This is a genomic window from Sphingobacterium sp., assembly GCF_032065005.1.
Lineage (GTDB): Bacteria > Bacteroidota > Bacteroidia > Sphingobacteriales > Sphingobacteriaceae > Sphingobacterium.
The window spans coordinates 85,884-110,375 of sequence record NZ_DAMBMM010000004.1; the positions used below are offsets into that span (position 1 = coordinate 85,884).

Here is a 24,492-nt window from a genome sequence, read left to right on the forward strand (position 1 = left end):
AAATATCAATAATCAACAATAAGCGCTAGAATCATTATAAAACAAAAGAGGAAACCAGTATCGGTTTCCTCCATCTATAAACTTAATTAACCTTAGGTTACTTTATAGCTTTGCTGACTTCAATCGGCAAGTCTGATTCCAGTACAGTTGCTCCGTCTGCAAAAACAGCCCTATACTTTTCAGCACGTTCTTCAACCGTTGCTAACTTATCGTATGTAGGTGCTGTTGATATCATGCATAACACGCCCTTTTCCTTAAAAAAAGAATACATGTCTTGGTTCGAAGGCTTGATTTCAGGCCCGATATAAACGATCATTCGATCGTAAGGGAGGCCTGATGCCTTAAAGGCTTCTAAATCCTTTTCTGTTTTGATATGCATAGACAGATATTGCTTGGGATTTTTATCCAAATAGAACTTAGCCTGCTCCACATTGTGAACTGTTACCCAAACCCAAGCATAGGCATTATGCTTGCGGATGATCTCTGCTGTCATTTCCATCGGGAGATCCTTCTTGTCCAGATTTAAAATCGTTTTGCCCTTTGCCCATTTGATCATCTCCTCCAAGGTATTGATCTTATACTTGGTAGGGTTGCCTTGATGATCCTTTAATTTTAATACCTGAAGCTCTTTCCATGTGAAATCAGCCACTTTTCCCTTTCCGCTGGTCGTACGGTCCAAGGTGGCATCATGTACCATAACAGGCACGCCATCCTTGGTTAAACGCGGATCAACCTCAAAGATCGCAGAGGTATGCTTTAGGACTGCCTCCATGGAAGGAATGGAATTTTCCGGCATCTGTTCCTCCATGGTTCCACGATGTCCGGAGATAATCTTCTTTCCTGGTTGATACTTGAAGTATTCATACATTTCCTCAACAGTTTTAAAATTGAGTTTGTGCAGTTTTTGGGAAAATGCAGGGGCAGCCTGCATCATAGCGATCAAAGTAAATAGGACTAAATGGGATTTCTTCATAGGGTTTTTGTTGAAGCTCTAAAATTAAGCATTCAGTTTTAACAAATTGAAACCTGAATGTTTATCTAATGTTATCAAGGTCAATGCAGAGTTCTCTTGCACGATCCTTCTATAGTTCTTTAAAGGCATACCCAGCTGTTGCGCCATGAAGAGTCTATTGACGCCATTGTGGCCGACCACTAAAATGGTCTGCCCATCATATTTCTCCAACAGCTCAGTATAGAAACTATCCAAACGATTGATCACTTGGCCAGCATTTTCACCGGTCCTACCAGCTTCAAAGCTTGCTGGATCTGACAACCAGTTGTACCATGAGTTTGGATCTTCGGCAATAAAATCTTCAGATCGCTTGCCTTCCCATTGGCCAAAATCGACTTCAATCAAGCGTTCATCGACTTGAACCGCATCGGGTCTTCCAGAAGCAATCTCCGCTGTGTTTTTCGCGCGTTGCAATGGAGAACAGAAAATCTGATCAAAGCTGTAATCCTTAAGCAACTCATTCATACGCTTAGCTTGGGAAAGACCTTTTTCCGTTAAAGGAATATCAGTCCTGCCGCAATATTTATTTCCCTCTGCATTATAGGCAGTTTCTCCGTGTCTCAAAAGACAGATTGTTATCATCTATAAATAGTTTAAATCTTTCAATTTATTTTTAAAGTCTTTGTACTGTTCTTGGTAGGAAGCATGCAATTGAGGTTCTGGATGAACCATTTTTTCAATGGCCGTCATATGCTCTGATGCTTCGATCAAAGACTGGTAATAGGTATTGGAAGCGGCCATGATTGCTGCGCCAAAGGCACCGCTGGCCTCTTTACATTTGTAGATAGGTACATTCAGCACCGAAGCCCTGATCTTTAACCAGACATCACTGTTACTGCCTCCACCTGCAGAATAGACCGCATCGACCTTTTCATCGGAAAGCTCCTCTATAATATCGTAAGCAAGCTTTTCTATAAAAGCTACCCCTTCCAGATTTGCGGCAAACAGTTTCTCACGGCTAATGTTTTCGGGAGCAAACCCCTTGGCATGGGACGCCATAATGGGATATCGCTCTCCTTCTTGGAGAAGAGGCCAAGCCAATTCATTGGTCGGGATCAAGTGCTCAGCTTCTTGGTTCAGATCGTCTAACCCTTCTGCAAACTGTAGGGAAATCCAATCTGCACCGGTATTGCTGGCCCCTCCGGGCATCCAATAACCTTCTGGATGTCTATGGCTGTATAATCTACCTAATTGATCGACGACATTGTTTTTCGTTACGCCTTTGATCACAAGGGTTGTTCCGATCGTAGTGTTCCATGTACCTGGTTTGACAGCTCCTGAAGCCATTTGTGTAGCGCAGCCATCGGTCATGCCCACGACCACCTTGATTTCGGGAATGCCCCATTCCTCAGCCAGGGCTGGCAATAGTGTTCCCAGCACGGTTCCTGAGGGTACTACTTCCTGTAACCACGCTCTTTTTAGGCCGATCTCTTCGGTTACAAAAGTAGGCCATTCCAGTTTCTCCAGATCATAAGCGGACTTCAAAACATTGGTATAGTCGGTCACTTGGTAGTTTCCGCATAGTTTCCCCACGAGGAAATCTGAAGCATGGATCCATTTCGCGATATCCTTAACCTTTTCAGAATAGGTTTCGATATACCAAAGCATTTTGCTGATTCCGCTGGAAGCATTGAATCCAGTATAGCCATGTGGCACGTTTCTTTCAGCGATGGCTTTGATTCGCTTTCCCTGTTCAGCTGATCGGGGATCGCTGTACATAATGGCGGAATGTAAGGGTTGGTTCTGGCTATCCAAAGGTATGACCGTTCCTGATGTTGAGGTAACTGATATGGCAAGGATATCTTTTTTGTCAAGTTTATCCGGAAGGCCCTGGATCAGCTTGGATAGCATCTCCTTACAATCATTCCACCAAAGCAGGGGCGATTGCTCCTCACGGAATTTATCATCCAATTGGAATTTTCGGGAATCAGATGCTAACAATTCACCTTTCTCATCCACCAAAACGACCCTCGCTCCCTGGGTCCCGACATCTAATCCAAAAAAATATGTACTCATCTAGGAAACTACTTCTTTAAAGGTTTTACGAGCGTTTTTCCACTCTTGATATAGTTTTTCAAACTCTTCGTGGTCTTTCGGATGTATCTCTTCCAATAACTCCGGACTCACGTTCTTGACGCCTAAAGCATCGTTGCAGAGGAAAACACCACCCAGCACGGAAGCTTGGCGGAAGGTATCCCTGATCTTGATGCTCTTGCCAAACAGGTTGGCAATAAACTGACGCAGTTTGCGGCTCTCCACACCGCCGCCACAAGCCCAGATGTAGGACTCTTGGTGTGGAGAGACCACACTCAGGAACTTATAGTTCTCATAGATACTGCAGGCAATATCCCATAGAATCGCAAAAACAAAGCTCCCCCGCGTCAATTGATGGGATACCGGTGCATTGAAGATAAAACCTCCCTTGGTCAAGGGTTCTTCCTCATCTGCTATCAATGAACCCAACGAAGCCACACACTGCGAATAGGTTGCATCTTCTAATTCTTTTTCAATGACATCATAGCCCTCATTTGGATAGAAAATCTCTTTCAGGCGTTGATAATTTAGTCCTGTCACGCCAGCATTGGCCTCTAGGATAAAATTATCCGCATCGATATGCCTGCTCGTCCAAGTCCGCTGTTCGGCATCTTTTTCATAGCTATCGACTATCTTAATGATTGGTGTAGTCGTACCCGAAACAATAACCACGTCATTAGCCGAAGGTTCCATACTACGGATAGCCAATTGCGTGTCCCCTCCACCAACGACCACTACTGCCGCTGGATTGATACCAAAAGCGGCCGAGACGTCGGCTTTAATATTGCCCAGGATCGAACCTGAATCTTTCAAAACAGGTAAGATGCTAGAGGAAAGGTTAAATTGATCCAATAATTCTTGGGACCATGATTTCTTTTCCACATCGTACAACAAGGTTTCAGAAGCTTGAGAATGCTCGTATCCTGCAATCCCTGAAAACTGGAATTGGATCCAGTCACTGATGCTCATTACACAGGCAATCTGTTCAAATAGTTCTGGATATACTTCCCTTACTCCGACAAGCTTGAAAGCAGAAAATAAAGATGTAGGGTAGCGACCGGAAAGATTATAGACCAGATCTTTATCCTGTAAGTCGATTTCCCATTTTCTTCCCCTATGGTCAATATTAGGCATGCCGAGCAATGGTTTTCCTTCATGGTCAACCACCACAATACCTTCCCTTTGGCTAGTTGCTGTAATAGCATTGATTTTCACCGCTCCAGAGTCTGCCAATGCTTCTTTGGAAAGCTTCAAGATCTGTGACCACAGCTCTTCAGGATTGAAGAATATGGAGTCTTCATATTGAGCATCCGTTTCGTAATGAACGTTTTCTCTTTTGATACTTAAGATTTCGCCATCGATAGCACAGACTGCAACGCGTGCATTTCCTGTGCCGATGTCGACGATTAAATAAGCTTCTTTTGTTGCCATGTTTAGCTAATTGATGTGTTCTCTAAAACTGCTTTGTTGACAAGCTGTTTGATAGATTTATTACCCTTATGGAAAAACTCCCTAAGGTTGTTGTTCATGATAAATGCATGGTGGTCTTCCACCTCATGGGTAGCACCAGCGATATGCGGCGTTGCAATGACATTCTTGTTCAAGATCATCTTGTAGTCAATCTCATCGGGTGGCTCATTGTAGAAAACATCTAAAACGGCACCACGGATTTGCCCACCTTCGATCAGTTCCAATAAATCTTCACGATTGACAACCGTCGCACGCGCTGTATTCACAAAAATCGCATCTTTATTCAACAATGAAAGATATTTCTTGTCTATCATTCCTGTAGTCTCGGGCGTAACGGGCAAATGGATTCCTACCACATCACAAGTAGCGAACAATTCTTCTAATTCAACCTTTTTGAAATCGCTGTTAGGGTCTGTAAAATAAGGATCGAAATAATAGATCTCACAAGGAAAGTTAACCAACATCCTTGCAATATGCTGACCTACGGCTCCAAATCCAACCATACCGACCTTTTTCCCTGCAAGCTCATTTCCCTTGAACTGTAAATATGAAGTATGCGCACCTTCCCCCCAGTTTTTTCCTTCTAACCAATCGATAGCAGGAACGGTATTTCTCATCAAAGTGATGACATTAGCAATAAACATCTCTGCGACTGCCTGTGCATTCCTTGCCGGAGTATTGAATACGGGAATACCTAATTCTGTAGCTACCTTCAAATCAATATTCGATGGGGTGCCACGGCATATGCCTACAAATTTCAAGTTCGGGTTCTCACGCAATACCTCTTCTGTGATTTCATCATGTTCGGAAATCAAGGCATCAACTCCTGTCTCCTTCAATAACGCTTTTAGTTCTGCTGGATTATAGGCGCGTCCATTTGGTTTCCATGAACGGTAAATGACTTCATCAAAAAGACCTTTCAATTCATTCAAAGCTTTTTCGTTCTCATAAGGCGCAGTTAGCAATACTTTCATAGCTTGTTTATTCTATTTTTAATCTAAATTCTTTAATTATACGGTATTCAATTCTTTCTCCGATTCCCTCAGCTCTTCTTCTGGAATCGTGATAAACTTTGTCAATACTGCGCTGATCAGATATAATACAGCCAATACCCAAATCACCCCCTCACTTCCAATGGTGCCGATCAACAATCCTACGATCGCTGGCCCCACAAATACTGGCAGTCCAGCTCCAAGGTTCAGAATGGCCATCGCTGCCCCTTTATCCTCCTTCACCAAGGAAGGCACTAATGCGGACAAAGGAACATAGCCAGCCAAAAGCCCTCCCCAAGCTATTCCTGCCGCCATTACCGCCCAATAGGCTCCTCCGAACCATACCGGCGAATAATAGAAAAGGACCGTGGTAATCGCACAGCCTACACCACCAAACCACATAATGGTGCGCTGCCAGCCTAAACGGTCCCCTACAAATCCGAATATTAAGTTAAATGCGATGTTACTCGTGAAAATGGTTCCCCAGATCTGTAACCATTCCTTGGTGTTGAATCCATGTTCTGCCATATACATTGGCAAGAACACCGGAAATGCAAACTGGGCAGTCGTATTGATTACCCTCACAATTCCTCCGATCAAAACCTTGGGCTCCTTTTTGACAATGGTCAATCCATTCATCAATTCCTGAACCTTTGAACCTTTGGAAGCCTTTGTTTCAAACTTATCCCTGTTCAGGACCAGTGCAAAAAATGCTCCTATCAAGACCCACAGAATAGAAGACCAAAGCGTGTTTTCATAACCCATTTTGTCCAATGCCCAACTGGAATAGTAAGCGCCCAATACATTCAGCCCTCCAGTGAACACAAACCAAAACCAACCTACCGCTCTGCCCAACATATGTTTTGGACTACGGTAGTTGATCCAGACCATAAAGGAATAGGCAAACAAAGGATAGCCAAAGCCTCGGATGGCATAGAATAACAGCATGGCATTGTAATCCAATTTGGCCATTCCCATGGACACAAAACCTACGGTTCCGATCAGATACAACAGCAAACCCATGAACATGGATTTACGCGGGCCATAACTCTCTGCCAATACACCAGAAAACCAGGAAGAAATTGCAATGGTAATTCCATATACGGTGAAAAGAGCTGCCGACTGCTCCATACTCATGCCATGACTGACAAGGTAAGGACTGAGCCATCCCTGCTCTACCCCATCACCCATCATAAAGATAAGGATACCCAGGTAACCCCATTTTAAATGACTAGGTATACCTAGTCTATCCATTGTGCTTTGCTTTGCCATTAAATTTAGTTAAGGTTTTAATTGAAATATGAGTTTAAGTAAAATAAAAATAAACAAAATATAACATAATTAAACCTATTGCCTCTAAAAAAAGAACAGTACCATGAACTGTTCTTTTTTTAGCTGTTTTTTTTGAATCGTTTCTTTATTGATACGCCAATACAGCACTCACAAAATAATGATCGCTTGGCAGCACGCCTTTATAGCTATCCTTGATGATGTTTGTGTCTAAGGCTTTCAAAGGTCCTTTCAGGAAAATAAAGTCAATTTTCTTGGATTTCTTCCTGTTCGGGTCATTCCCTTTAAATCCATGGGTTGTACCTTCAGGAACTTCATTTCCTCGGACCTGCACATAAGAATCTTTCCATCCCGCATCAATTACATCCTGATAAACCTTAGAATTCATCCCCACATTAAAGTCCCCGGTCAAGATCTGTGGAAAGTCAGGTTGATATTGCGCTGCCTCATCCAGCACCACCTTGACCTGCCCTTCCTTGGCTTCATTACTGACATGGTCCAAGTGCAGGTTGGTTAAGCGGATTTCCTTATTAGTATTTTTATCCAACAACCTTACAAAGACTGCGTTCCTAGCTCTGGCCGAACCCCAAGAAAGGCTCCCTGCCTTTAATGGAGTTTCCGACAGCCAATAGGTACTGGCTGTCAACAACTCAAATCTCTTTTTGGAAAACAATATAGGGTTCTTGGCAATGCCATGATAACCTTCCTTAAACTGATCCATTTCAGGGCCATCAAATCCAAAAGCAAAGTAATCTTTCAGGTTTTCTTTAAGATCCAAAAACTGACCTTTCAAAACCTCCTGAAAACCTATTAAATCTGCTTTCTCTTTTTTAATGATTGCCAAACAGGCTTCCCGACGATCTTTCCAGCCTAAGCCCTTTGCGGCATCTTCCTCTAGATCAACCCGGATATTGCAGGTCAGCACCTTAATCTGATTCCCCTGTGCAGGGGCAACGGCAGCCTGTAAATCCAGCTTAGCCAATAATGGCATCGCTGACAACAAACCTACTTTCTTAAAGAATTCCCTGCGATTGGATGTATCGGAACCTTTCATTGTATTATTTTTAAACGGTAGCTGTTAGGTCTTCCCCTAAATATGCCCCTGAATTAATCAATTCTGCCCTTAGCTCTTCCACGTTGACCTCTGCTGGACTTACGCCATGACGAACCGCTAGTTTTGCAGCACGACCTGCCGCTTCGCCCATCGCCATACATGGAGCCATCACACGGATAGCTGACATGGCCTCGTGCGTCGTTGAAATCGAACGCCCAGCCACCAATAGATTCTTCACTCTTTTAGGAACCAAAGAACGGTATGGAATATCATAACTATCACCACACCAGGTCAAGGTACAGCCCCCACCTTCAGGATGGTGTATATCTAATGGATAACTTGCCACAGCAACGGCATCATCAAAACGACGGCAAGTCAGGATATCATCTGCGGTCATCACATAATCTCCAACAATACGACGAGTTTCACGGATTCCCAAGAATGGAGCCATTTTAGTGAAATGTGCCTCTTCAAATCCAGGAACGAAATCCACCAAATAACGTTGGATCTCTTCCACCTGCCTGCGACCTTCAATCTCCCCAAAAGTCAAACTTTCCGGATTGGTTCCATCTACGCCATTGATCCTGGACATATTGACCCATACCTCGCCTTCACGAAGACCGGTAATCAAGATCGTGCGCTCAACCGGAAGGTGATAGCCAGCTTGACGTGCTTTTTCCATTACGCTTCTCAGACCAACCACGATAAACTGATGGTTTTGCCCAAAGTATTCTGCTGGAATAAAGTCGGTCAGATAGGTTCTTGGCTCTTCAGCAATGGACATCCGCAATTTGTCGGTATCCACACCGGCCATACAGAACATTAAAGTTGGAGGTTGGGCACCACCAACATCGTTCCCTTGCTCGCATTCCACTCCTGCTTTATAGGCAACATCAGCATCTCCGGTACAGTCAATGACCGTTTTTGCCAAAATGACCTCTCTTCCAGATTTGCTCTCAATGATCACACCTTTCAGCTCATCGCCTTCCATCACAACACCTGCAGAGAATACATAAAGCAGTACTTTCACGCCAGCTTCCTCCAAAACCTTCAAGCCTACATTTTTCACTGCTTCTGGTTCCACTAAGGTCAAGCTCATGTGCAATGGACATGGACGGTGTTCTGAGGCTGCATCCACTTCTTTCAGGCGATCAATAAACTTCTGTGGAAGCCCCTTGATGATCTGGTTACCTTTTTGTCCCAAGAAACCCAGGATCGGTAAGCCGATGGTCATATTCCCACCAACAAAGCTTCGGTTGTCAATCAAGGCAACCTTTAACCCGTCTGAGGCAGCAGCCTGAGCGGCTATAATCCCAGCAGGACCGCCACCAACAACCAAAACATCAACTTCCATACGAACAGGAGTCTCTCTTGCAGGCTCCAAAATGGTCTTAACTTCTACCATAACAATAATATGTTGTAATATTTTTTAATTAATTATTCTCTACTAAAACTGCCTCCTTGGGCTTCTCCTTTTTGACCATGGTCCAAAGAATCAATACCGCAATGGGATGCATAAATGCCATGGCAATAAAAATGGTCCCCGCACCCAACGACCCCATCATCTGACCAACGAAATAGTTGAACAGAACCGCTCCTAATGCACCAAAACCACCTGCAATCCCTAAAACAGAAGCTACATTCTTCACAGGGAAAGCCTCTGCGATCACTACTGAAATGGTAAACAACCAGCTTAAACAAGCCACGGCAACCAATGAAAAGATCAGGATGGTGAGATAAGGATCGGAAACATAGGCCGTCAGACAACACAATGGTGCCAATACAGCAATGCTACTCAACATGATTTTTCTGGCCAACAAAGGTTCTTTCCCCTTACGGACCATTTTATCCGACCATGCAGAAGTCCCAATAGCTCCTAAATCGGCAACCAAAAAAGGAATCCATCCAAACATTCCTATCTGTGCCAAGGTCAATCCACTTTCTTCCTGCAGATAGCCGGGCAGCCAGAAAAGACAGAAATACCAGACAGGATCACTCACAAAACGAATCAACAGGATGCCCCACAAGGTCTTGGTCTTCCATAACTGTCCCCATGAAAAGCCATATCCGGCCGATTGAGCATCCGCCTCACCGATCGCTTCCTTGCGGATCTCTGCTGGTGGCTCCGTATAGATCAGGAACCAGAGCAGGGCAATGATCAAGCCTACCACCCCGGCAACAATAAATACCGTATGGAAATTATAGCGCATGGCTAGCCAAGCAACCAAAGGCGGCGCAATGATCGCCCCGATGGAACTACCTGCAACACATAAGCTATTTGCCGTTGCGCGCAATTTTCCCGAAAACCAAACCGTGATTACCTTCAACTGAGCAGGAAAGTTGGTGGGTTCTGCAGCGCCGAGCATACCACGGAAAAACAGAAAAGAACCAAAAGTCCTTGAAAAACCACCTCCCAAACATGCAACTGACCAACCCAATATGCCGACCAACATCACCTTCCGTTCACCGAATTTATCCACCAACCAACCAGACACCGGATACATCAAGGCATAGAACACCGTGAATACATTGATCACCAAGGCATATCCATCGTCACCCAGATCAAACTCATCCTTTAGCATAGGCTTCAAGATCGACACAATCTGCCTATCATAATAATTGAAGACAATGGCTAAAAAAATGACAATTATGATATACCATCTCCTTTTAGTGGCTGGAATAGGCAACGTAAATTTCGACATAAATTAGATTCGGTTATTAAAATAATACCAGTTATGAATTCAAATGTAGGAATAAATGAATATAAAAAAAACATTTTTAAATAAAAAAAAAGAATAGGCAAGTACAGAAATGCTGACTATATTTGCTATTATATTAACTTATTTTAATGAATTATGATGAACATCACAGACAGACACGAATTCATTCTAAAAAGCTTAAAGGAAAAAGGGAAAATTACGATAGACTGGCTCTGCGAAACCATGAAGGTTTCCAGCGTAACGATCCGAAAGGACCTTAAAGTACTAGAAGACAAAAACCTGTTATTCAGGATCAAAGGAGGAGCTTCCAACAGCAACCCTTACGCTATCGACCGCCCTATCATGGTGAAGGAATCCATCAACAGCGAGGAGAAACAGCGCATAGCACAGGCCGCAATCAAACTGATCAAAGACAACGATTCCATCATGATCGGATCCGGCACAACCGTGTTTACCCTAGCCAAAAACATTGAATCCACACACATGCTTACGGTCATCACACCGGCACTAAAAGTTGGTTTAGAGCTCAGTGGCAAGCCAAACATCGAGGTTCTGCAGCTCGGAGGGCTCATCCGGACCAACTCATCTTCCGTTGCCGGGCAGTATGCGATCCGTATCTTGGACGAGATCAGCTGCGGGATCCTGTTCCTTGGCGCCGACGGAATCGACCTGGAATTCGGAATCTCCATCAGCAACCTCCCTGAAGCAACATTAAACCAAAAAATGATCGAAACCTCCCAAAAGATTGCAATCCTGGCAGATAGCAGCAAATTCGGAAAAAGAGGCCTAGGCAAAATCTGCGAACTGATCGACGTAGACTACATCATTACCGACAACAAGGTGTCCCCAAACATCGTCAAGTCTATCGAAGACTTGGGTATCAAAATCATCCTAGCTTAAGCTACCTTAATAAGTCATTTTCAGAAAAAAGATTTTTAAATTTTTGGTTTAAAAATCTTTTTTTTATTTTCGAAACGCTTTATAAGCGAATAACCTATTGTTATTTTTGAATAAAATCTAATATGATATCGGCATTTATGCCTTGTTTTAACATAACGAAAACAAAGTCTTAATATTGATTTAACATTATTAAGCTAATTTCGAAACAATTTTAAACATATTGTAAGGACATTAAAACTCTACTCTAATACATCTGTAAAAAGAACCTATTTATTATTAATAAGCATCTAAATGAAAAAACAACTGCAACTCATTTTTTTGCTGTGCTTTCTACCTATAGGCATGCTATGGGCACAGCAAAAGAATATCTCGGGGAAAGTGACCAATGAAGATGGAAACCCTTTGGAAGGTGTGACCATCAGTATTAAGGGTCATCTAAATGCCTTGTCCCAAACTTCAGCAACTGGCGAGTATGCCATAGAAGCCAACACCGGAGATGTATTGGTTTTTGCAAGCATGGGTTATGCCAATGCGGAAAGAACAATTGCGGACCAAGGTACAATCAATATTATCCTTACAGCCGACCTGACCAACTTGGACGAAGTCGTTGTGGTTGGATATGGAACTCAAAAAAAGGTAAACCTGACCGGAGCTGTTTCGACCATCAATAGCGAACAGCTGGAAAGACGACCAATCGTATCTACCTCCTCTGCCCTACAAGGTCTTGCACCAGGCGTAACAGTAACTTCCCAATCAGGCGCACCAGGCGGCGACCAAGGTCAGATCCGTATCCGCGGTGTCAATTCATTCGGTGGATCAGATTCTGAACCACTTGTGATCATCGACGGGGTAGCAGGATCCTTGGACAACGTAGACGCGAACCTGATCGAGAACATCTCCATCCTTAAGGACGCAGCATCTGCGGCAATCTACGGATCCCGTGCCGCTAACGGGGTTATCTTGATCACAACCAAACGTGGAAAGGACCAATTTGCCCTAAACTACAAAGGCTACACAGGTTGGCAGGACCCAACCTTTATCCCGAAGGTAACGGATGGTGCAACCTTCATGAAGGTATTTAACGATGCCAACATGAACGATAACGGCTCGGTGATCTATAGCGAAAAGGATTTCGAAGAATTCAATAAACTATATGCAGAGAACCCAGATAATTTCGACTGGCAAAAAGGCATCCTAAATGGTTCGGGATTCACCCACAACCATTTTGTTTCCCTCAATGCCGGGGCTGGGAAGATCCGCGTGGCTCCTTCTCTGGGTTATGTATCTCAAGATGGACTGATTGACAATACCGGTTTCAAAAGATACACTTTCCGAAACAATATGGACATCAATCCAAATGATAAATTAAACATCCGTTTTGACCTTTCGGCCGTAAACAGCAACCGCTTACAGATCGCAAATGAAGGAACGATCTGGAATTATATTGGCCGTATGCCAACGAACATCCCTATCCGTGTAGGCAATGGCCTTTGGTCAGAAGGATGGGTAAAAAACAATCCAGTAGCTTTCATTGAAGATGGTGGCAATAAAAAAGTAAACAACCTGGAGTTATTGGGGAACCTTTCCATTAACTATAAACCATTCGATTGGTTGAGCATCTCAGGTATGGCTGCTCCAAGATACCGAACCCGTAATATCCATGAATTCGCAAAGGCAGTCATGACCTATTACGAAGACGGCAGCGAAGCAGGAACAGCCTTACCTTCTACGGAACTGACCGAATCTGCTTATCGTTATTTCAACGGAAGCTACTCTTTCCAAACCACTGCACAAAAATCATTCAATGACCACAACTTCAGCTTAATGCTCGGTGCATCAAGAGAAACTTACGATGAGAAATACCTGATGGGCTACCGTCGTGATTTCACCTACGACACCTACGAAGTATTGAATGCCGGTGCAGACACAGAAACCAAAAACAATGCTGGAAATCAATTCCAATGGTTGTTGGTTTCCACTTTCGGAAGATTTAACTACGATTACAAAGGCCGTTACCTTTTGGAGGCCAACCTTCGTTATGATGGAAGTTCAAGGTTTGCAAAATCAAACCGCTGGGCAGCATTTCCATCTTTCTCCGCTGGATGGAGAATCTCGGAAGAGCCATTTATGGCTGACCTGAAAAGTTCCATCAACCAGTTGAAACTCCGTGGTTCATGGGGAATCCTAGGTAACCAAAACATCGGAACAACATACCAACCCTACATCGAAACCTTGAACCTAGGAAGTATTTCCGTTGGTGGTGCAGTTGATCAAATGATTGCCTTGAATACCATGGCAAACTCAGGTCTATTGTGGGAAGAAACCACGATGGCCGGTTTAGGATTGGATGCATCCCTTTTCAACAACTTCAGCGTTACATTCGATTGGTACACAAAACAGACCGATGGGATCCTGATGAAACTTTACGTTTCTGAGCTGTATGGCAAGAACGCACCATTCCAAAATGCTGCCAAGGTTCAGAACCAAGGATGGGAAGCTTCGGTGCGCTACGACAACCAATTCGGCGATTTCAAATTAGGTATCGGCGCCAATATTTCCGATGTCAAGAACAAGATCCTTGACATGAAAGGACAAGTTTCAGGAACGCTATTGAGACAACAGGAAGGATATTCCATCAACTCCATTTATGGCTATCAATCCGACGGTCTTTACCAATCCCAAGAAGAAATAGACAATGGACCGAAGCAGTTCGGCACCTTAAAACCGGGCGATATCAGGTACAGGGACATCGCAGGTGATCTTGATGCAAATGGCAATGCCATCCCAGATGGTAAGATCACTGATGCAGATAAAACCATTATCGGCAGCACCATGCCTCGCTACACCTATGGATTCAACCTAGACTTAGGCTACAAGGGCATTAGGTTCAGCGCCTTCTTGCAAGGTGTAGCCAAAGCAAATGGTTACCTGGATTCCCATTATGTGATCCCAGCGGTAAACTCTTCGGCGATTAAACCTTGGCAATTGGACTACTGGTCCGAAGACAACAGAGGAGCCTCTTTACCACGCGTATCGGTAACCTCAACAAACAATACGCAGAACTCTGATTTCTGGATGAGAAGCGCCTCTTATCTCCGATTGAAAAATGTTCAGTTAGGCTATGAGATCCCTAAAAGCTGGCTGGCGAACAGTAAGATCGGCGGAATCTTCATCTATGCCAACGGACAGAACCTCTTTACAAAAACAAACTTCTATGAAGGCTATGACCCTGAAATCAATTACAACTCAGGAGCACAGGATGGAGTAACCTTAGGTTCAGGTAACTTCTACCCTCAGGTTAAGGTGTACACATTTGGTTTAGACTTTAAATTTTAAGAACAATGATCAAGAAGACAAAATCTATCATAGGAATCAGTTTATTATGTGCAGCGCTCATGAGCTCTTGCGACCTAGACCGATTACCATTGGACGGCCCATCGTCTGAAACCTTCCCAGCCAGCCAAAAAGAAGCTGAAATGGGACTCTTAGGAGCATACAAAGGCTTAACCCTTCTAGATGCTTCCAGCACCCCTATCTGGCACGTTATGGACAATATTACCGATATTGGATACGCTAGACCGGGTAACAACTATACCTCACCGATAACCAGTTCTATCACGACTGACAATGCCTTGGCAACCAAACCTTGGGCTGCCCATTACAAAACCATCGGGAGGGTACATGATGTCCTGGATAAATTGGCAGACATCAAGAACAGCATGTCTGAAACTGATTACAAAAAGATCGATGCTGAATTGAGATTTATCCGCGCATACTCCTATTCCCAACTGATCGAACTGTATGGCGATGTACCATTATTGAAAAACGCATTGAAACTGGGCGATGAACTACCGGGAAGAACCAAAAAAGCAGAGGTAGAAAAGTTTATCTTGGATGAACTAACAGCCATTGCAGACAACCTTCCCCAATCACAGGCCGGGACCAAATTTTCTAGGGCATCCAGCATTGCTGCCTATACCCTAAAAGCCAGGGTAGCCCTGTATGCCAAACAATACAAGGTAGCTACCGAAGCTTCACAAAAAGCCATAACCTTATCCAATGGAATCCATGCTTTGACGGAGTTCGACAATTCCATCGCCTTTGCCAACAAGTCCCACAAAGAAGGCGAACCAGAAGTTGCCAATATCTTTGGCCACAAAGGATACGAATCCAGCAAAGAATGGATATGGGTGGTTGAATACAACCGCAATATCAGCGATAACGTCCATAATCAAGGTTATTACCTAGCTTCTAGACTTGGCAAAGGCGTATGTTATTGGGGACCGACCCAAAACTTCATCGACTCTTTCCAGGATCTAGATGGCAAGTACATCACGGAATCGACGACCTACAATCCAGAGAAACCATTTGAAAACAGAGACCCTCGTTTAGACCTTTACACCGTTCGTCCGAATTCCAGGTTTATGGGATTCCAATTCGAGCCAAATGCTTCATTCTCCAAAGTGAACAATTATTGGCCTGTAATCAATGGGACCTCTACCAAACCGAGTTCGCAGACCAATGCTGATGCCACCAATGCATACCGTTCCTTTAGCGGGTATCTATGGCGTAAGCATACCGATCTAGTTGACTTCCCGACGACTTCGGTTTCCGGATTCTCGGACTTAAATGTTGGTGTATTGAGATATGCAGAACTCCTGTTGATCTATGCAGAAGCGAAGATTGAAGATAACAGCATCGACGGCACGGTGTATGATGCCATCAACCAGATCCGTAAACGTGCGCATATGCCAAACCTTCCTACCGGACTTTCTCAGGCACAATTACGCCAAGCCCTACGCTATGAAAGAAAGGTAGAATTGGCCAATGATGGTTTGCGCTGGCACGACCTTCGTCGCTGGGGAATTGCAAAACAAGTCATGAACGGCCATATCTATCTCAACCGTTTGGCAAATGCTTGGGATAAAAACGTTTTGACCCGTATCGATGAGAATGCAAACCCAGTGTACAACCACAGTGTAGCCAGTAAAGTCTTCGGCACACAGGCAGTAGTCTTCAAGGAAAACAAAGATGAGTACTGGCCAATCTCTTCGCAAGAGATGGATGCCAACAAAAACCTGACGCAGAACCCAGGTTATTAATACGTTTACAATTCATACAAATACTTTTATTTCTCAAACGTGACCGGCCCAGGTCACGTTTGTTTTTCACAGCAATCCTAAAAAAATGAACGCAATCAAGAAAATCATATGCTTCTGTGTCCTATTGGTCACAGTCTCCCCTTACGCCATGGCGCAGGAAAAAAAAGCCTTTGAACATCCCCATCTATCCGATTCCAGCTCCTGGACCATGGTCCTCTTACCTGACATACAGAACTATGTGAAGTTCCAGCGGAACCAACCTATTTTGGATGTCATGATGAATTGGATCGTGGAAAATGAGGACAAACTTAACATCCAGATGGTCATGTGCACGGGAGACCTCGTGGAACACGATGACATCATCAATCCAGACCCCAAGAAAATGGACCAAACCGGCAAACAGCAATGGGAAGCCGCCGCAAAAGCCTTCGCAAAATTAGATGGTAAAATTCCCTATATAACCGCAACCGGAAACCATGACTACAATATCTTCAGCTATACCCATAAACCTAAGACCACGCATTTCCCAAATTATTTCTATCCGGACAAAAACAGCGAAAACCAAAAGATCCTAAGAGAGGTTACAGAGAACATTTATGGGAACCCAAGCTTAGAAAATGCCGCCTATCAATGGAAATCACCTCATGGCAAGCCGTTTCTATTCCTTTCCATCGAGTTCGCCCCTCGAGATACCGTATTGAAATGGGCAAACAAGGTGGTCAACCAAGAAAAATACCGAGACCATAGCGTTGTCTTGTTGACCCATGCCTACCTCAATTACCAAAACGAGCATATCAAGACCGCCAAGTATGATTTACAGGACGCCAATTATGGGACCGCTGTATTCGAAAGACTGGTACAACCGTCCAAGAATATCGAAATGGTTTTTTCCGGCCATATAGGCTCTCCAAACGACCCTAGGAAACATGTAGGCTTCCGAATCGATAAAAATGCTGCAGATAAGGCTGTGAACCAAATGACCTTTAACGCCCAAGCCTTGGGTGGTGGAACCTATGGAAGTGGTGGCGACGGCTGGATCCGGATATTGGAGTTTATGCCAGATGGTAAAACCATCAAAGTAAAAACCTTTTCCCCATGGTTTGCTTTGTCCAGCAGTACCCAAGATATGGCCTGGAGAAAAGCAGATTATGATGAGTTTGAGATTGTCTTAGGGGAAATCAGACAATAGACATCAGACATTAGAATTTGGGCAAGGATATGGCTCGGCTCCGCTCGCCAAACGAAGGTTCGGGGTTCTCGACAGGCTCCACCCAACGGTTGGACCAAGATTATGATTTGAAGGCTATTCCCCGGCTATAATTGCCCCATTTCCGTAGGGGCTTATTGCATAAGCCCGCTTCATATTTTGGACATATAATAGGTTTATTTGGCGAACAGTTCCCTTATCTTCGATAATGGATAATAGGATCTAAAATATTATTAGCGAACAGAATCAAAATGCGTATAATAGAGATTCATAGCACAGCGAAGAATCTATTTTTTGTTTTTTATAGAGATGTCGTTCATTCCGAAATCGTAATATGAAGAAACCATTTCTTATTGATTGGAGGAAGGAATTTTGACGTCAAATAGAAAGCTTAAAGAACTCCATAATCTGGTGGTGACAGGATGTTGACATTGAAAAATATTGGCTCCATAATTTCTAAATATAGAACCCCATCAGGGTTCCATTATTTTAGCTGGCATGGCAGGTTAGTCTGGAAGTAGCGAAAAACTGATGTTCGATTAATCGAACATCAGTTTTTCGCTACTACTATATTGTTCAATACCATTCATGCTAAAATAATTCATCCCCGCTGGGGATCTATGGCGGCTAGAAATATTCTTCTGATAAATAAATATGGGTCTGAAGATCAAACAAACTTATCATTGGAATCGTAAGATAAAGAAACCATTTTTTATTGATTGGAGGAAGGAATTTTGACGTCAAATAGAAAGCTTAAAGAACTCCATATTTTGTAAATGCATGCGACGGGCGTATGCGATACGCCCCTAAGAAAATTGGAAAACATGCCTCTAAATATGGATCAACACATCTAACCAAAAAAAGCCATCCCTTTCGGAATGGCTTTATTTATATCTAACAAAAAGATGCGGTTTAAACTTATTTTACTGCGTCTACAACTGCTTTGAAAGCATCTGGATTGTTTAAAGCTAAGTCAGCTAATACCTTACGGTTCAAGCCGATGTTTTTAGCGTTTAATTTACCGATCAACTGTGAATAAGAAATTCCGTGTTGACGTGCTCCAGCGTTGATACGTTGAATCCATAAAGCTCTAAACTCGCGTTTTTTGGTTTTACGGTCGCGGTAAGCGTACTGTAAACCTTTTTCTACTGTATTTTTAGCAATAGTATATACTTTGCTACGGGATCCATAATAGCCTTTAGCTAATTTAAGGATTCTTTTTCTTCTTCTTCTAGAAGCAACTGCGTTAACCGAACGTGGCATAATTTTTAAAATTTAATTTGGTAAAAGGCGTTGCGTTTTTCAGCAATCTTACGACCCTATACCCGGTTAAAAAAATATTGTTATAAAATGTTTTCTAAACTTATTTACCGATAGCTAGCATACGTTTTACGTTGCCTGTATCAGCATCACTCACATAACTAGTAGTAGTTAAGTTACGTTTTTGTTTAGTAGTTTTCTTAGTCAAGATGTGGCTTTTGAAAGCGTTTTTTCTTGCTATTTTACCTGTTCCAGTCAATTTGAAACGTTTCTTCGCGCTGGAATTGGTTTTAACTTTTGGCATAATACTTATATAATTTTTATCAATCTGTTAGATACGTCTTATTTCTTTGGGCTGGTTTTAGGCGCCAATGTCAAGAACATGCGCTTACCTTCCAACTTAGGCAACAGTTCCACCTTACCATAATCTTCCAGGGCTTGAGCAAAGCGCAACAACAAGATTTCACCTTGTTCCTTGAACACAATTGCACGGCCTTTGAAATGTACGTAAGCACGAACTTTCTCGCCACTTTCCAGGAATCGCATCGCGTGCTTCAACTTAAATTCGAAGTCATGCTCGCTGGTGTTAGGTCCGAAACGGATTTCCTTAATCACCGTCTGCTTCGCATTCGCTTTGATTTCCTTTTGCTTTTTTTTCTGTTCGTAAACGAATTTACTGTAATCAATAATTTTGCAAACAGGAGGCGTAGCGTTTGGAGAGATTTCAACTAAATCCAATTCTAACTCATCAGCTAATGCTAATGCCTGACGTGTCGGAAATACCCCTTGCTCTACATTGTCACCAACCAAACGTACTTCTGGAACACGGATGTGCTCATTGATACGATGTTCTGGTTCTTTTTTTCTTATCGGGCCTCTCGGGCCGAAATTGTTACTTTTTGCCAAATGTTCCTTTAATTAAACAGTTATTTCTTTTATTAATAAATCTTTAAATTCCTCTGCTGTGATCGACCCTAAGTCCACCCCACCATGTTTACGAACTGAGATTGTTCCGCTTTCCATCTCCTTCTCCCCTACAATCAACATGTAAGGCATCTTTTTCACTTCGGCATCACGGATCTTACGCCCAACTTTCTCGTCGCGCAAGTCAATCAGACCGCGAATATCGGAATTATTTAGGGATTCCAAAAGTTTTTGCGCATATTCTTCATATTTTTCTGACACTGGCAGGATGATAAACTGCTCAGGAGCAAGCCATAACGGGAATTGACCCCCGCAGTGCTCGATCAGAACTGCAACAAAACGTTCCAAGGATCCGAATGGTGCGCGGTGGATCATAACCGGACGGTGTTTCATGTTGTCACTACCGGTATATTCCAGTTCAAAACGCTCCGGAAGGTTGTAGTCAACCTGGATGGTACCCAATTGCCACTTCCTGCCCAAGGCATCTTTCACCATGAAGTCCAACTTAGGACCATAGAAAGCTGCTTCGCCATACTCCACCACGGTCGGCAAGCCTTTTTCAGTAGCCGATTCGATGATCGCCGCTTCAGCCAATGCCCAGTTCTCGTCCGAACCGATATATTTAGTTTTGTTCTCCGGATCGCGCAATGAAATCTGAGCCGTAAACTCATTGAAACCTAATGCCCCAAATACATAAAGCACCAAGTCAATCACTTTCTTGAACTCCTCTTTCACCTGATCGGGACGACAGAACAAGTGCGCATCATCCTGAGTAAACCCTCTAACACGGGTCAAACCATGCAACTCACCCGACTGCTCATAACGATAAACCGTTCCAAATTCTGCAAAACGAACCGGAAGCTCTTTGTAGGAGCGTGGTTTTGTTTTGTAGATCTCACAGTGATGCGGACAGTTCATTGGCTTTAGCAAGAACTCTTCGCCATCTACCGGAGTATTGATCGGTTGGAATGAATCCGCACCATACTTCTCGTAGTGACCAGAAGTGATATACAATTGTTTATGACCGATATGCGGAGTAATCACAGGCTCATAACCAGCCTTGATCTGCGCTTTCTGTAAAAAGTCCTGAAGTTTTTGTCTCAATGCAGTTCCTTTCGGCAACCACAATGGCAAACCCATCCCCACTTTCTCCGAAAAAGCGAACAGTTCCAATTCCTTACCTAACTTACGGTGATCACGTTTCTTGGCTTCTTCGATAAACTTCAAATATTCGGTCAATTCCGAAGCCTTAGGGAAAGTAACCCCATAAATACGGGTCAACTGCTTACGAGACTCATCACCTCGCCAATAAGCACCTGCCACATTGGTCAATTTTATCGCTTTGATAAAACCTGTATTCGGGATATGTGGTCCTCGACACAGGTCAGTGAAATTTCCTTGTGTATAAAAAGTGATCTTTCCATCTTCCAAGTCCTTGATCAAGTCCAACTTGTACTCATCACCTTTTTCCTCGAAATAAGCCAATGCATCCGCTTTTGAGACAGCTTTACGCTCAAAAACCTCTTTTTGCTTAGCCAATTCCAACATCTTGTCCTCAATCTGCTTGAAGTCATCCGAGGAGAATTCACGGTCACCGAAGTCCACATCGTAATAGAAACCGGTTTCGATGTTTGGACCGATACCAAATTTAATCCCTGGGTAAAGGGCTTCTAGTGCTTCTGCCAATAAGTGAGCGGATGAATGCCAAAAGGTAGATTTACCTTTATCATCATTCCAGGTCAATAATTTTACCGAAGCGTCTCCTTCAATAGGTCTTGAAGAATCCCAAACCTCACCATTTACCTCTGCAGCTAATACATTTCTAGCTAATCCTTCGGAAATCGATTGGGCAACCTGCATAGCAGTTGTACCCTGTTCATACTGACGGACAGATCCATCAGGTAGTGTAATGTTAATCATTTACAACTATGATTTATTGTTTGTCTAAAATTGCAACCCTTCCAATATGTACAATTACATTGGTTTATAAAGGCTGCCTTAATTAATGCAATGCAAAAATACGAAAATTTTTAGTCTTTTCGAAATGAACTCTAGGGGAAAAAAGTTTATTTTCAGTCATTTCAGAAAAGTTTTTGCTTATATTTCAAGAAACATGGACTTCTATTTCAAACCCCGTTACAAATCCCAGCTTGAAGAAAAAAACTTCAGCAAAAATAAAAGGAAGCAATACAGCTGAGACTCGCCTTACCCTTATTCGGGACATATTTCGAATTTTCCGAATATGCCTCGAACAAGACTAAAGTGAATCTCGAAAGATCTTTTCGATTTTAAACATGAGGAGGTCTTTTTTTTGACCTTCAGCCGACAGGCCTGAAGGACTTACAAGGGACTGAAATTCCATTTATCTTGATTTTTTTCCTACTTTTGCAGCTCAAATTCAGTAACATGTCAAATCAAGTTCCAGAGGACGGCACATTTCTTCCCTTGATGGAAGAATTCTACACGATACAGGGGGAAGGATACCATACCGGAAAAGCAGCATATTTTATACGTTTGGGAGGTTGTGATGTAGGCTGCCATTGGTGTGACGTCAAGGAAAGCTGGGACGCTGAAATGCACCCCTTGACTTCTGCAGACGTCATCGTGGAGCATGCTTTGCAACATCCGGCAAAAACCGTGGTGATTACCGGTGGCGAACCTTTATTGTACAACTTGACTTACCTGACCCAAAAGCTTAAGGAAGCAGGCATCAAGATTTTCCTGGAAACCTCCGGAGCCTATCCCTTGACGGGATATTGGGACTGGATCTGCCTATCTCCTAAAAAATTCAAGGGTCCAAGAGAAGATGTGTTGAGCGCAGCAGGTGAGCTGAAAGTCATTGTCTTCAATAAAAGTGATTTCCAATGGGCCGAAGAACATGCGAAGTTTGTTAGCTCGACCTGTAAACTCTACTTACAACCAGAATGGTCCAAGGCTGCAGAGATGACACCTTTGATCATTGACTACGTAAAGGACAATCCTAGATGGGAAATCTCCTTGCAGACCCACAAATATCTGAACATCCCTTAATGGCAAATACATTTCGTCCATAAGATATAAAAAGCAAAGGGCTGCAAATTTTGATTTGCAGCCCTTTGCTTTTTATATATCCAATCTTTTTATTGGAAGGGAAAAATATCACTTTCCGTTCTAGCTTCAGCCATGATCTTCCTGGCTTTTTTCACCAGCTCAGGATGCTTGGCAGCGATATTGTTTTGCTCGGCAACATCGGTTGGCAAATGGTAAATTGCTATTTCAGCATCCGGATTACCTTTAGCATTCAAGCGGATGGCCTTATAGTCTCCTAACCTTAAGCCTTGCTTTCCACCTTGTTCATGGAACTCCCAATATAGATATTCATGTTCCTTTTGCCCTTTTTTACCCAATAAGGTTGGCAAGAAACTGACCCCATCGGTCTGTTTCAATGGTTTCGCCTGGGCAATTTCCAATAAGGTTGGTGCAACATCCCAGAAAGCGCCTATATGGTTAGATTTGCTGTTCGCTTTTACCTTCGCTGGCCAATGTACAATAAAAGGCGTTCTCACCCCTCCTTCATACACATCGCGCTTATTGCCACGGAATGGACCCGAGCTCTTAAAGAAATCAGGGTCTGCTCCGCCTTCTCGATGCGAGCCATTGTCGCTCGTAATGATGATAATGGTATTTTCAAGCATGCCTTCTTCTTCCAAGGCAGAGACTACATCTGCTACCTGCCTGTCCATACGGGTAACCATGGCAGCAAAGGTCGCTCTAGGCTTAGCTTGACTGGTATAACCTGAACCTGCATTTGGTCCATAAGGACTTCCTTGGAATGGTTTTTCCTCAAACTTACCATCAAACTCCTTGAAGATTTCATCTTCCGGAACGATCAATTCAGCATGGGGCAATACAGTTGGGATAAACAGGAATATAGGCCCATCTTTATAATTATGGATAAAGGTCAACGATTTCTGATGGATCAGGTCTGGAGCGTAGGTCGTGGTTTTCATTAAGTTCTCATTGCCCTTCAGGTCAATACGCTCCTCATTATCCCAAAGATGGGTTGGATAATAACGGTGGGACTGTCTTTGGCAATTATAACCATAGAATTCATCAAAACCTTTTTCCAGGGGATCACCAGTTGTTCCAACCATTCCCAAGCCCCATTTTCCGAACGCTCCGGTTTTATACCCAGCATCTTTCAAGGCCATGGCGAAGGTTTCAACTTGCTGAGCTAAAGGCTCCTGGCCTTCAGGTACAATTTCTTTATTTCCACGGATATAGGTATGCCCCGTATGCTGTCCGGTCATCAAGGCCGAACGCGAAGGGGCACAGACAGGAGCCCCGGCATAGAAGTCCGTGAACAGCATGCCTTTTTTAGCTAAGGCATCGATATTTGGGGTACTGAATTTTTCTTGCCCATAGATACTTAAGTCCCCATAACCAAGGTCATCAGCAAGGATCAATACAATATTAGGTTTCTTGGATTGAGCTAACAGCATCAGGTTGAGAAACAGCAACCCGAATAAAAGAGAGTATTTGCGCATT

At 43.3% G+C, this 24,492-nt stretch carries 19 protein-coding genes; 5 read left to right on the forward strand and 14 right to left on the reverse strand.

The window, feature by feature from the left end; genetic code table 11:
• Window positions 1–97: 97 nt before the first annotated feature.
• From RT138_RS07830 to RT138_RS07870, 9 genes are all read right to left on the reverse strand, one after another.
• Window positions 98–973: a glycerophosphodiester phosphodiesterase family protein gene (locus RT138_RS07830; RefSeq protein ID WP_313190223.1), complete on the reverse strand. Its 876-nt coding sequence runs from the start codon at window positions 971–973 to the stop codon at window positions 98–100.
• A gap of 24 nt (window positions 974–997) precedes the next feature.
• The gene (locus RT138_RS07835; RefSeq protein ID WP_313190224.1) at window positions 998–1,594 is read right to left on the reverse strand and encodes a histidine phosphatase family protein; all 597 of its coding nucleotides are present in this window, start codon (window positions 1,592–1,594) and stop codon (window positions 998–1,000) included.
• Window positions 1,595–3,028 (reverse strand): FGGY-family carbohydrate kinase, encoded by a 1,434-nt coding sequence (locus RT138_RS07840; protein WP_313190225.1) that lies wholly within the window; start codon window positions 3,026–3,028, stop codon window positions 1,595–1,597.
• Window positions 3,029–4,477 (reverse strand): FGGY family carbohydrate kinase, encoded by a 1,449-nt coding sequence (locus RT138_RS07845; protein WP_313190226.1) that lies wholly within the window; start codon window positions 4,475–4,477, stop codon window positions 3,029–3,031. It lies immediately after the preceding gene.
• A gap of 2 nt (window positions 4,478–4,479) precedes the next feature.
• Window positions 4,480–5,490 (reverse strand): NAD(P)-dependent oxidoreductase, encoded by a 1,011-nt coding sequence (locus RT138_RS07850; RefSeq protein ID WP_313190227.1) that lies wholly within the window; start codon window positions 5,488–5,490, stop codon window positions 4,480–4,482.
• A 36-nt stretch (window positions 5,491–5,526) separates the two neighbouring features.
• Complete coding sequence (locus RT138_RS07855) at window positions 5,527–6,780, reverse strand: MFS transporter (RefSeq protein ID WP_313190228.1); 1,254 nt, start codon at window positions 6,778–6,780, stop codon at window positions 5,527–5,529.
• Window positions 6,781–6,925: 145 nt separating this feature from the next.
• The gene (locus RT138_RS07860; protein WP_313190229.1) at window positions 6,926–7,852 is read right to left on the reverse strand and encodes an endonuclease/exonuclease/phosphatase family protein; all 927 of its coding nucleotides are present in this window, start codon (window positions 7,850–7,852) and stop codon (window positions 6,926–6,928) included.
• 10 nt (window positions 7,853–7,862) lie between these two features.
• Window positions 7,863–9,257 (reverse strand): FAD-dependent oxidoreductase, encoded by a 1,395-nt coding sequence (locus RT138_RS07865; RefSeq protein ID WP_313190230.1) that lies wholly within the window; start codon window positions 9,255–9,257, stop codon window positions 7,863–7,865.
• 28 nt (window positions 9,258–9,285) lie between these two features.
• A complete protein-coding gene (locus RT138_RS07870) occupies window positions 9,286–10,554 on the reverse strand; it encodes an MFS transporter (protein ID WP_313190231.1) in 1,269 nt (422 codons plus the stop codon).
• Window positions 10,555–10,707: 153 nt separating this feature from the next.
• Between RT138_RS07870 and RT138_RS07875 the strand changes: the two genes are divergently transcribed.
• The 4 genes from RT138_RS07875 (at window position 10,708) to RT138_RS07890 (ending at window position 17,763) form a co-directional block, all read left to right on the forward strand.
• Complete coding sequence (locus tag RT138_RS07875; protein WP_175486313.1) at window positions 10,708–11,472, forward strand: DeoR/GlpR family DNA-binding transcription regulator; 765 nt, start codon at window positions 10,708–10,710, stop codon at window positions 11,470–11,472.
• 291 nt (window positions 11,473–11,763) lie between these two features.
• Entirely contained in the window at window positions 11,764–14,808 is a 3,045-nt protein-coding gene (locus RT138_RS07880; protein ID WP_313190232.1) for a TonB-dependent receptor, read from the forward strand.
• Between the two features lie 5 nt (window positions 14,809–14,813).
• On the forward strand, window positions 14,814–16,574 hold the full coding sequence (locus RT138_RS07885; RefSeq protein ID WP_313190233.1) for a RagB/SusD family nutrient uptake outer membrane protein: 1,761 nt from the start codon (window positions 14,814–14,816) through the stop codon (window positions 16,572–16,574).
• An 85-nt stretch (window positions 16,575–16,659) separates the two neighbouring features.
• Window positions 16,660–17,763 (forward strand): metallophosphoesterase, encoded by a 1,104-nt coding sequence (locus RT138_RS07890; protein WP_313190234.1) that lies wholly within the window; start codon window positions 16,660–16,662, stop codon window positions 17,761–17,763.
• A 936-nt stretch (window positions 17,764–18,699) separates the two neighbouring features.
• Here the strand turns inward: RT138_RS07890 and rplT are convergent.
• The 4 genes from rplT to thrS all read right to left on the reverse strand — a co-directional run bounded on the left by rplT (window position 18,700) and on the right by thrS (window position 21,885).
• Window positions 18,700–19,044, reverse strand: a complete 345-nt coding sequence (gene rplT, locus RT138_RS07895) for a 50S ribosomal protein L20 (protein ID WP_093098929.1) — start codon at window positions 19,042–19,044, stop codon at window positions 18,700–18,702.
• Window positions 19,045–19,144: 100 nt separating this feature from the next.
• Window positions 19,145–19,345, reverse strand: coding sequence for a 50S ribosomal protein L35 (gene rpmI, locus RT138_RS07900; RefSeq protein ID WP_185210477.1), 201 nt, complete (start codon window positions 19,343–19,345; stop codon window positions 19,145–19,147).
• A 38-nt stretch (window positions 19,346–19,383) separates the two neighbouring features.
• Complete coding sequence (infC, locus tag RT138_RS07905) at window positions 19,384–19,947, reverse strand: translation initiation factor IF-3 (protein ID WP_214648496.1); 564 nt, start codon at window positions 19,945–19,947, stop codon at window positions 19,384–19,386.
• A gap of 12 nt (window positions 19,948–19,959) precedes the next feature.
• On the reverse strand, window positions 19,960–21,885 hold the full coding sequence (gene thrS / locus RT138_RS07910) for a threonine--tRNA ligase (protein WP_185218208.1): 1,926 nt from the start codon (window positions 21,883–21,885) through the stop codon (window positions 19,960–19,962).
• Window positions 21,886–22,371: 486 nt separating this feature from the next.
• Between thrS and RT138_RS07915 the strand changes: the two genes are divergently transcribed.
• On the forward strand, window positions 22,372–22,995 hold the full coding sequence (locus RT138_RS07915; RefSeq protein WP_185210479.1) for a 7-carboxy-7-deazaguanine synthase QueE: 624 nt from the start codon (window positions 22,372–22,374) through the stop codon (window positions 22,993–22,995).
• A gap of 89 nt (window positions 22,996–23,084) precedes the next feature.
• Here RT138_RS07915 and RT138_RS07920 read toward each other — a convergent pair whose 3' ends face one another.
• Window positions 23,085–24,491, reverse strand: a complete 1,407-nt coding sequence (locus RT138_RS07920) for an arylsulfatase (RefSeq protein WP_313190235.1) — start codon at window positions 24,489–24,491, stop codon at window positions 23,085–23,087.
• Between the last annotated feature and the right edge of the window lies 1 nt (window position 24,492).

Coding starts and splice junctions, on each gene's coding strand:
- RT138_RS07830 (WP_313190223.1), bottom strand. CDS start 973: ATGAAGAAATCCCATTTAGTCCTATTTACTTTGATCGCTATGATGCAG.
- RT138_RS07835 (WP_313190224.1), bottom strand. CDS start 1,594: ATGATAACAATCTGTCTTTTGAGACACGGAGAAACTGCCTATAATGCA.
- RT138_RS07840 (WP_313190225.1), bottom strand. CDS start 3,028: ATGAGTACATATTTTTTTGGATTAGATGTCGGGACCCAGGGAGCGAGG.
- RT138_RS07845 (WP_313190226.1), bottom strand. CDS start 4,477: ATGGCAACAAAAGAAGCTTATTTAATCGTCGACATCGGCACAGGAAAT.
- RT138_RS07850 (WP_313190227.1), bottom strand. CDS start 5,490: ATGAAAGTATTGCTAACTGCGCCTTATGAGAACGAAAAAGCTTTGAAT.
- RT138_RS07855 (WP_313190228.1), bottom strand. CDS start 6,780: ATGGCAAAGCAAAGCACAATGGATAGACTAGGTATACCTAGTCATTTA.
- RT138_RS07860 (WP_313190229.1), bottom strand. CDS start 7,852: ATGAAAGGTTCCGATACATCCAATCGCAGGGAATTCTTTAAGAAAGTA.
- RT138_RS07865 (WP_313190230.1), bottom strand. CDS start 9,257: ATGGTAGAAGTTAAGACCATTTTGGAGCCTGCAAGAGAGACTCCTGTT.
- RT138_RS07870 (WP_313190231.1), bottom strand. CDS start 10,554: ATGTCGAAATTTACGTTGCCTATTCCAGCCACTAAAAGGAGATGGTAT.
- RT138_RS07875 (WP_175486313.1), top strand. CDS start 10,708: ATGATGAACATCACAGACAGACACGAATTCATTCTAAAAAGCTTAAAG.
- RT138_RS07880 (WP_313190232.1), top strand. CDS start 11,764: ATGAAAAAACAACTGCAACTCATTTTTTTGCTGTGCTTTCTACCTATA.
- RT138_RS07885 (WP_313190233.1), top strand. CDS start 14,814: ATGATCAAGAAGACAAAATCTATCATAGGAATCAGTTTATTATGTGCA.
- RT138_RS07890 (WP_313190234.1), top strand. CDS start 16,660: ATGAACGCAATCAAGAAAATCATATGCTTCTGTGTCCTATTGGTCACA.
- rplT (WP_093098929.1), bottom strand. CDS start 19,044: ATGCCACGTTCGGTTAACGCAGTTGCTTCTAGAAGAAGAAGAAAAAGA.
- rpmI (WP_185210477.1), bottom strand. CDS start 19,345: ATGCCAAAAGTTAAAACCAATTCCAGCGCGAAGAAACGTTTCAAATTG.
- thrS (WP_185218208.1), bottom strand. CDS start 21,885: ATGATTAACATTACACTACCTGATGGATCTGTCCGTCAGTATGAACAG.
- RT138_RS07915 (WP_185210479.1), top strand. CDS start 22,372: ATGTCAAATCAAGTTCCAGAGGACGGCACATTTCTTCCCTTGATGGAA.
- RT138_RS07920 (WP_313190235.1), bottom strand. CDS start 24,491: ATGCGCAAATACTCTCTTTTATTCGGGTTGCTGTTTCTCAACCTGATG.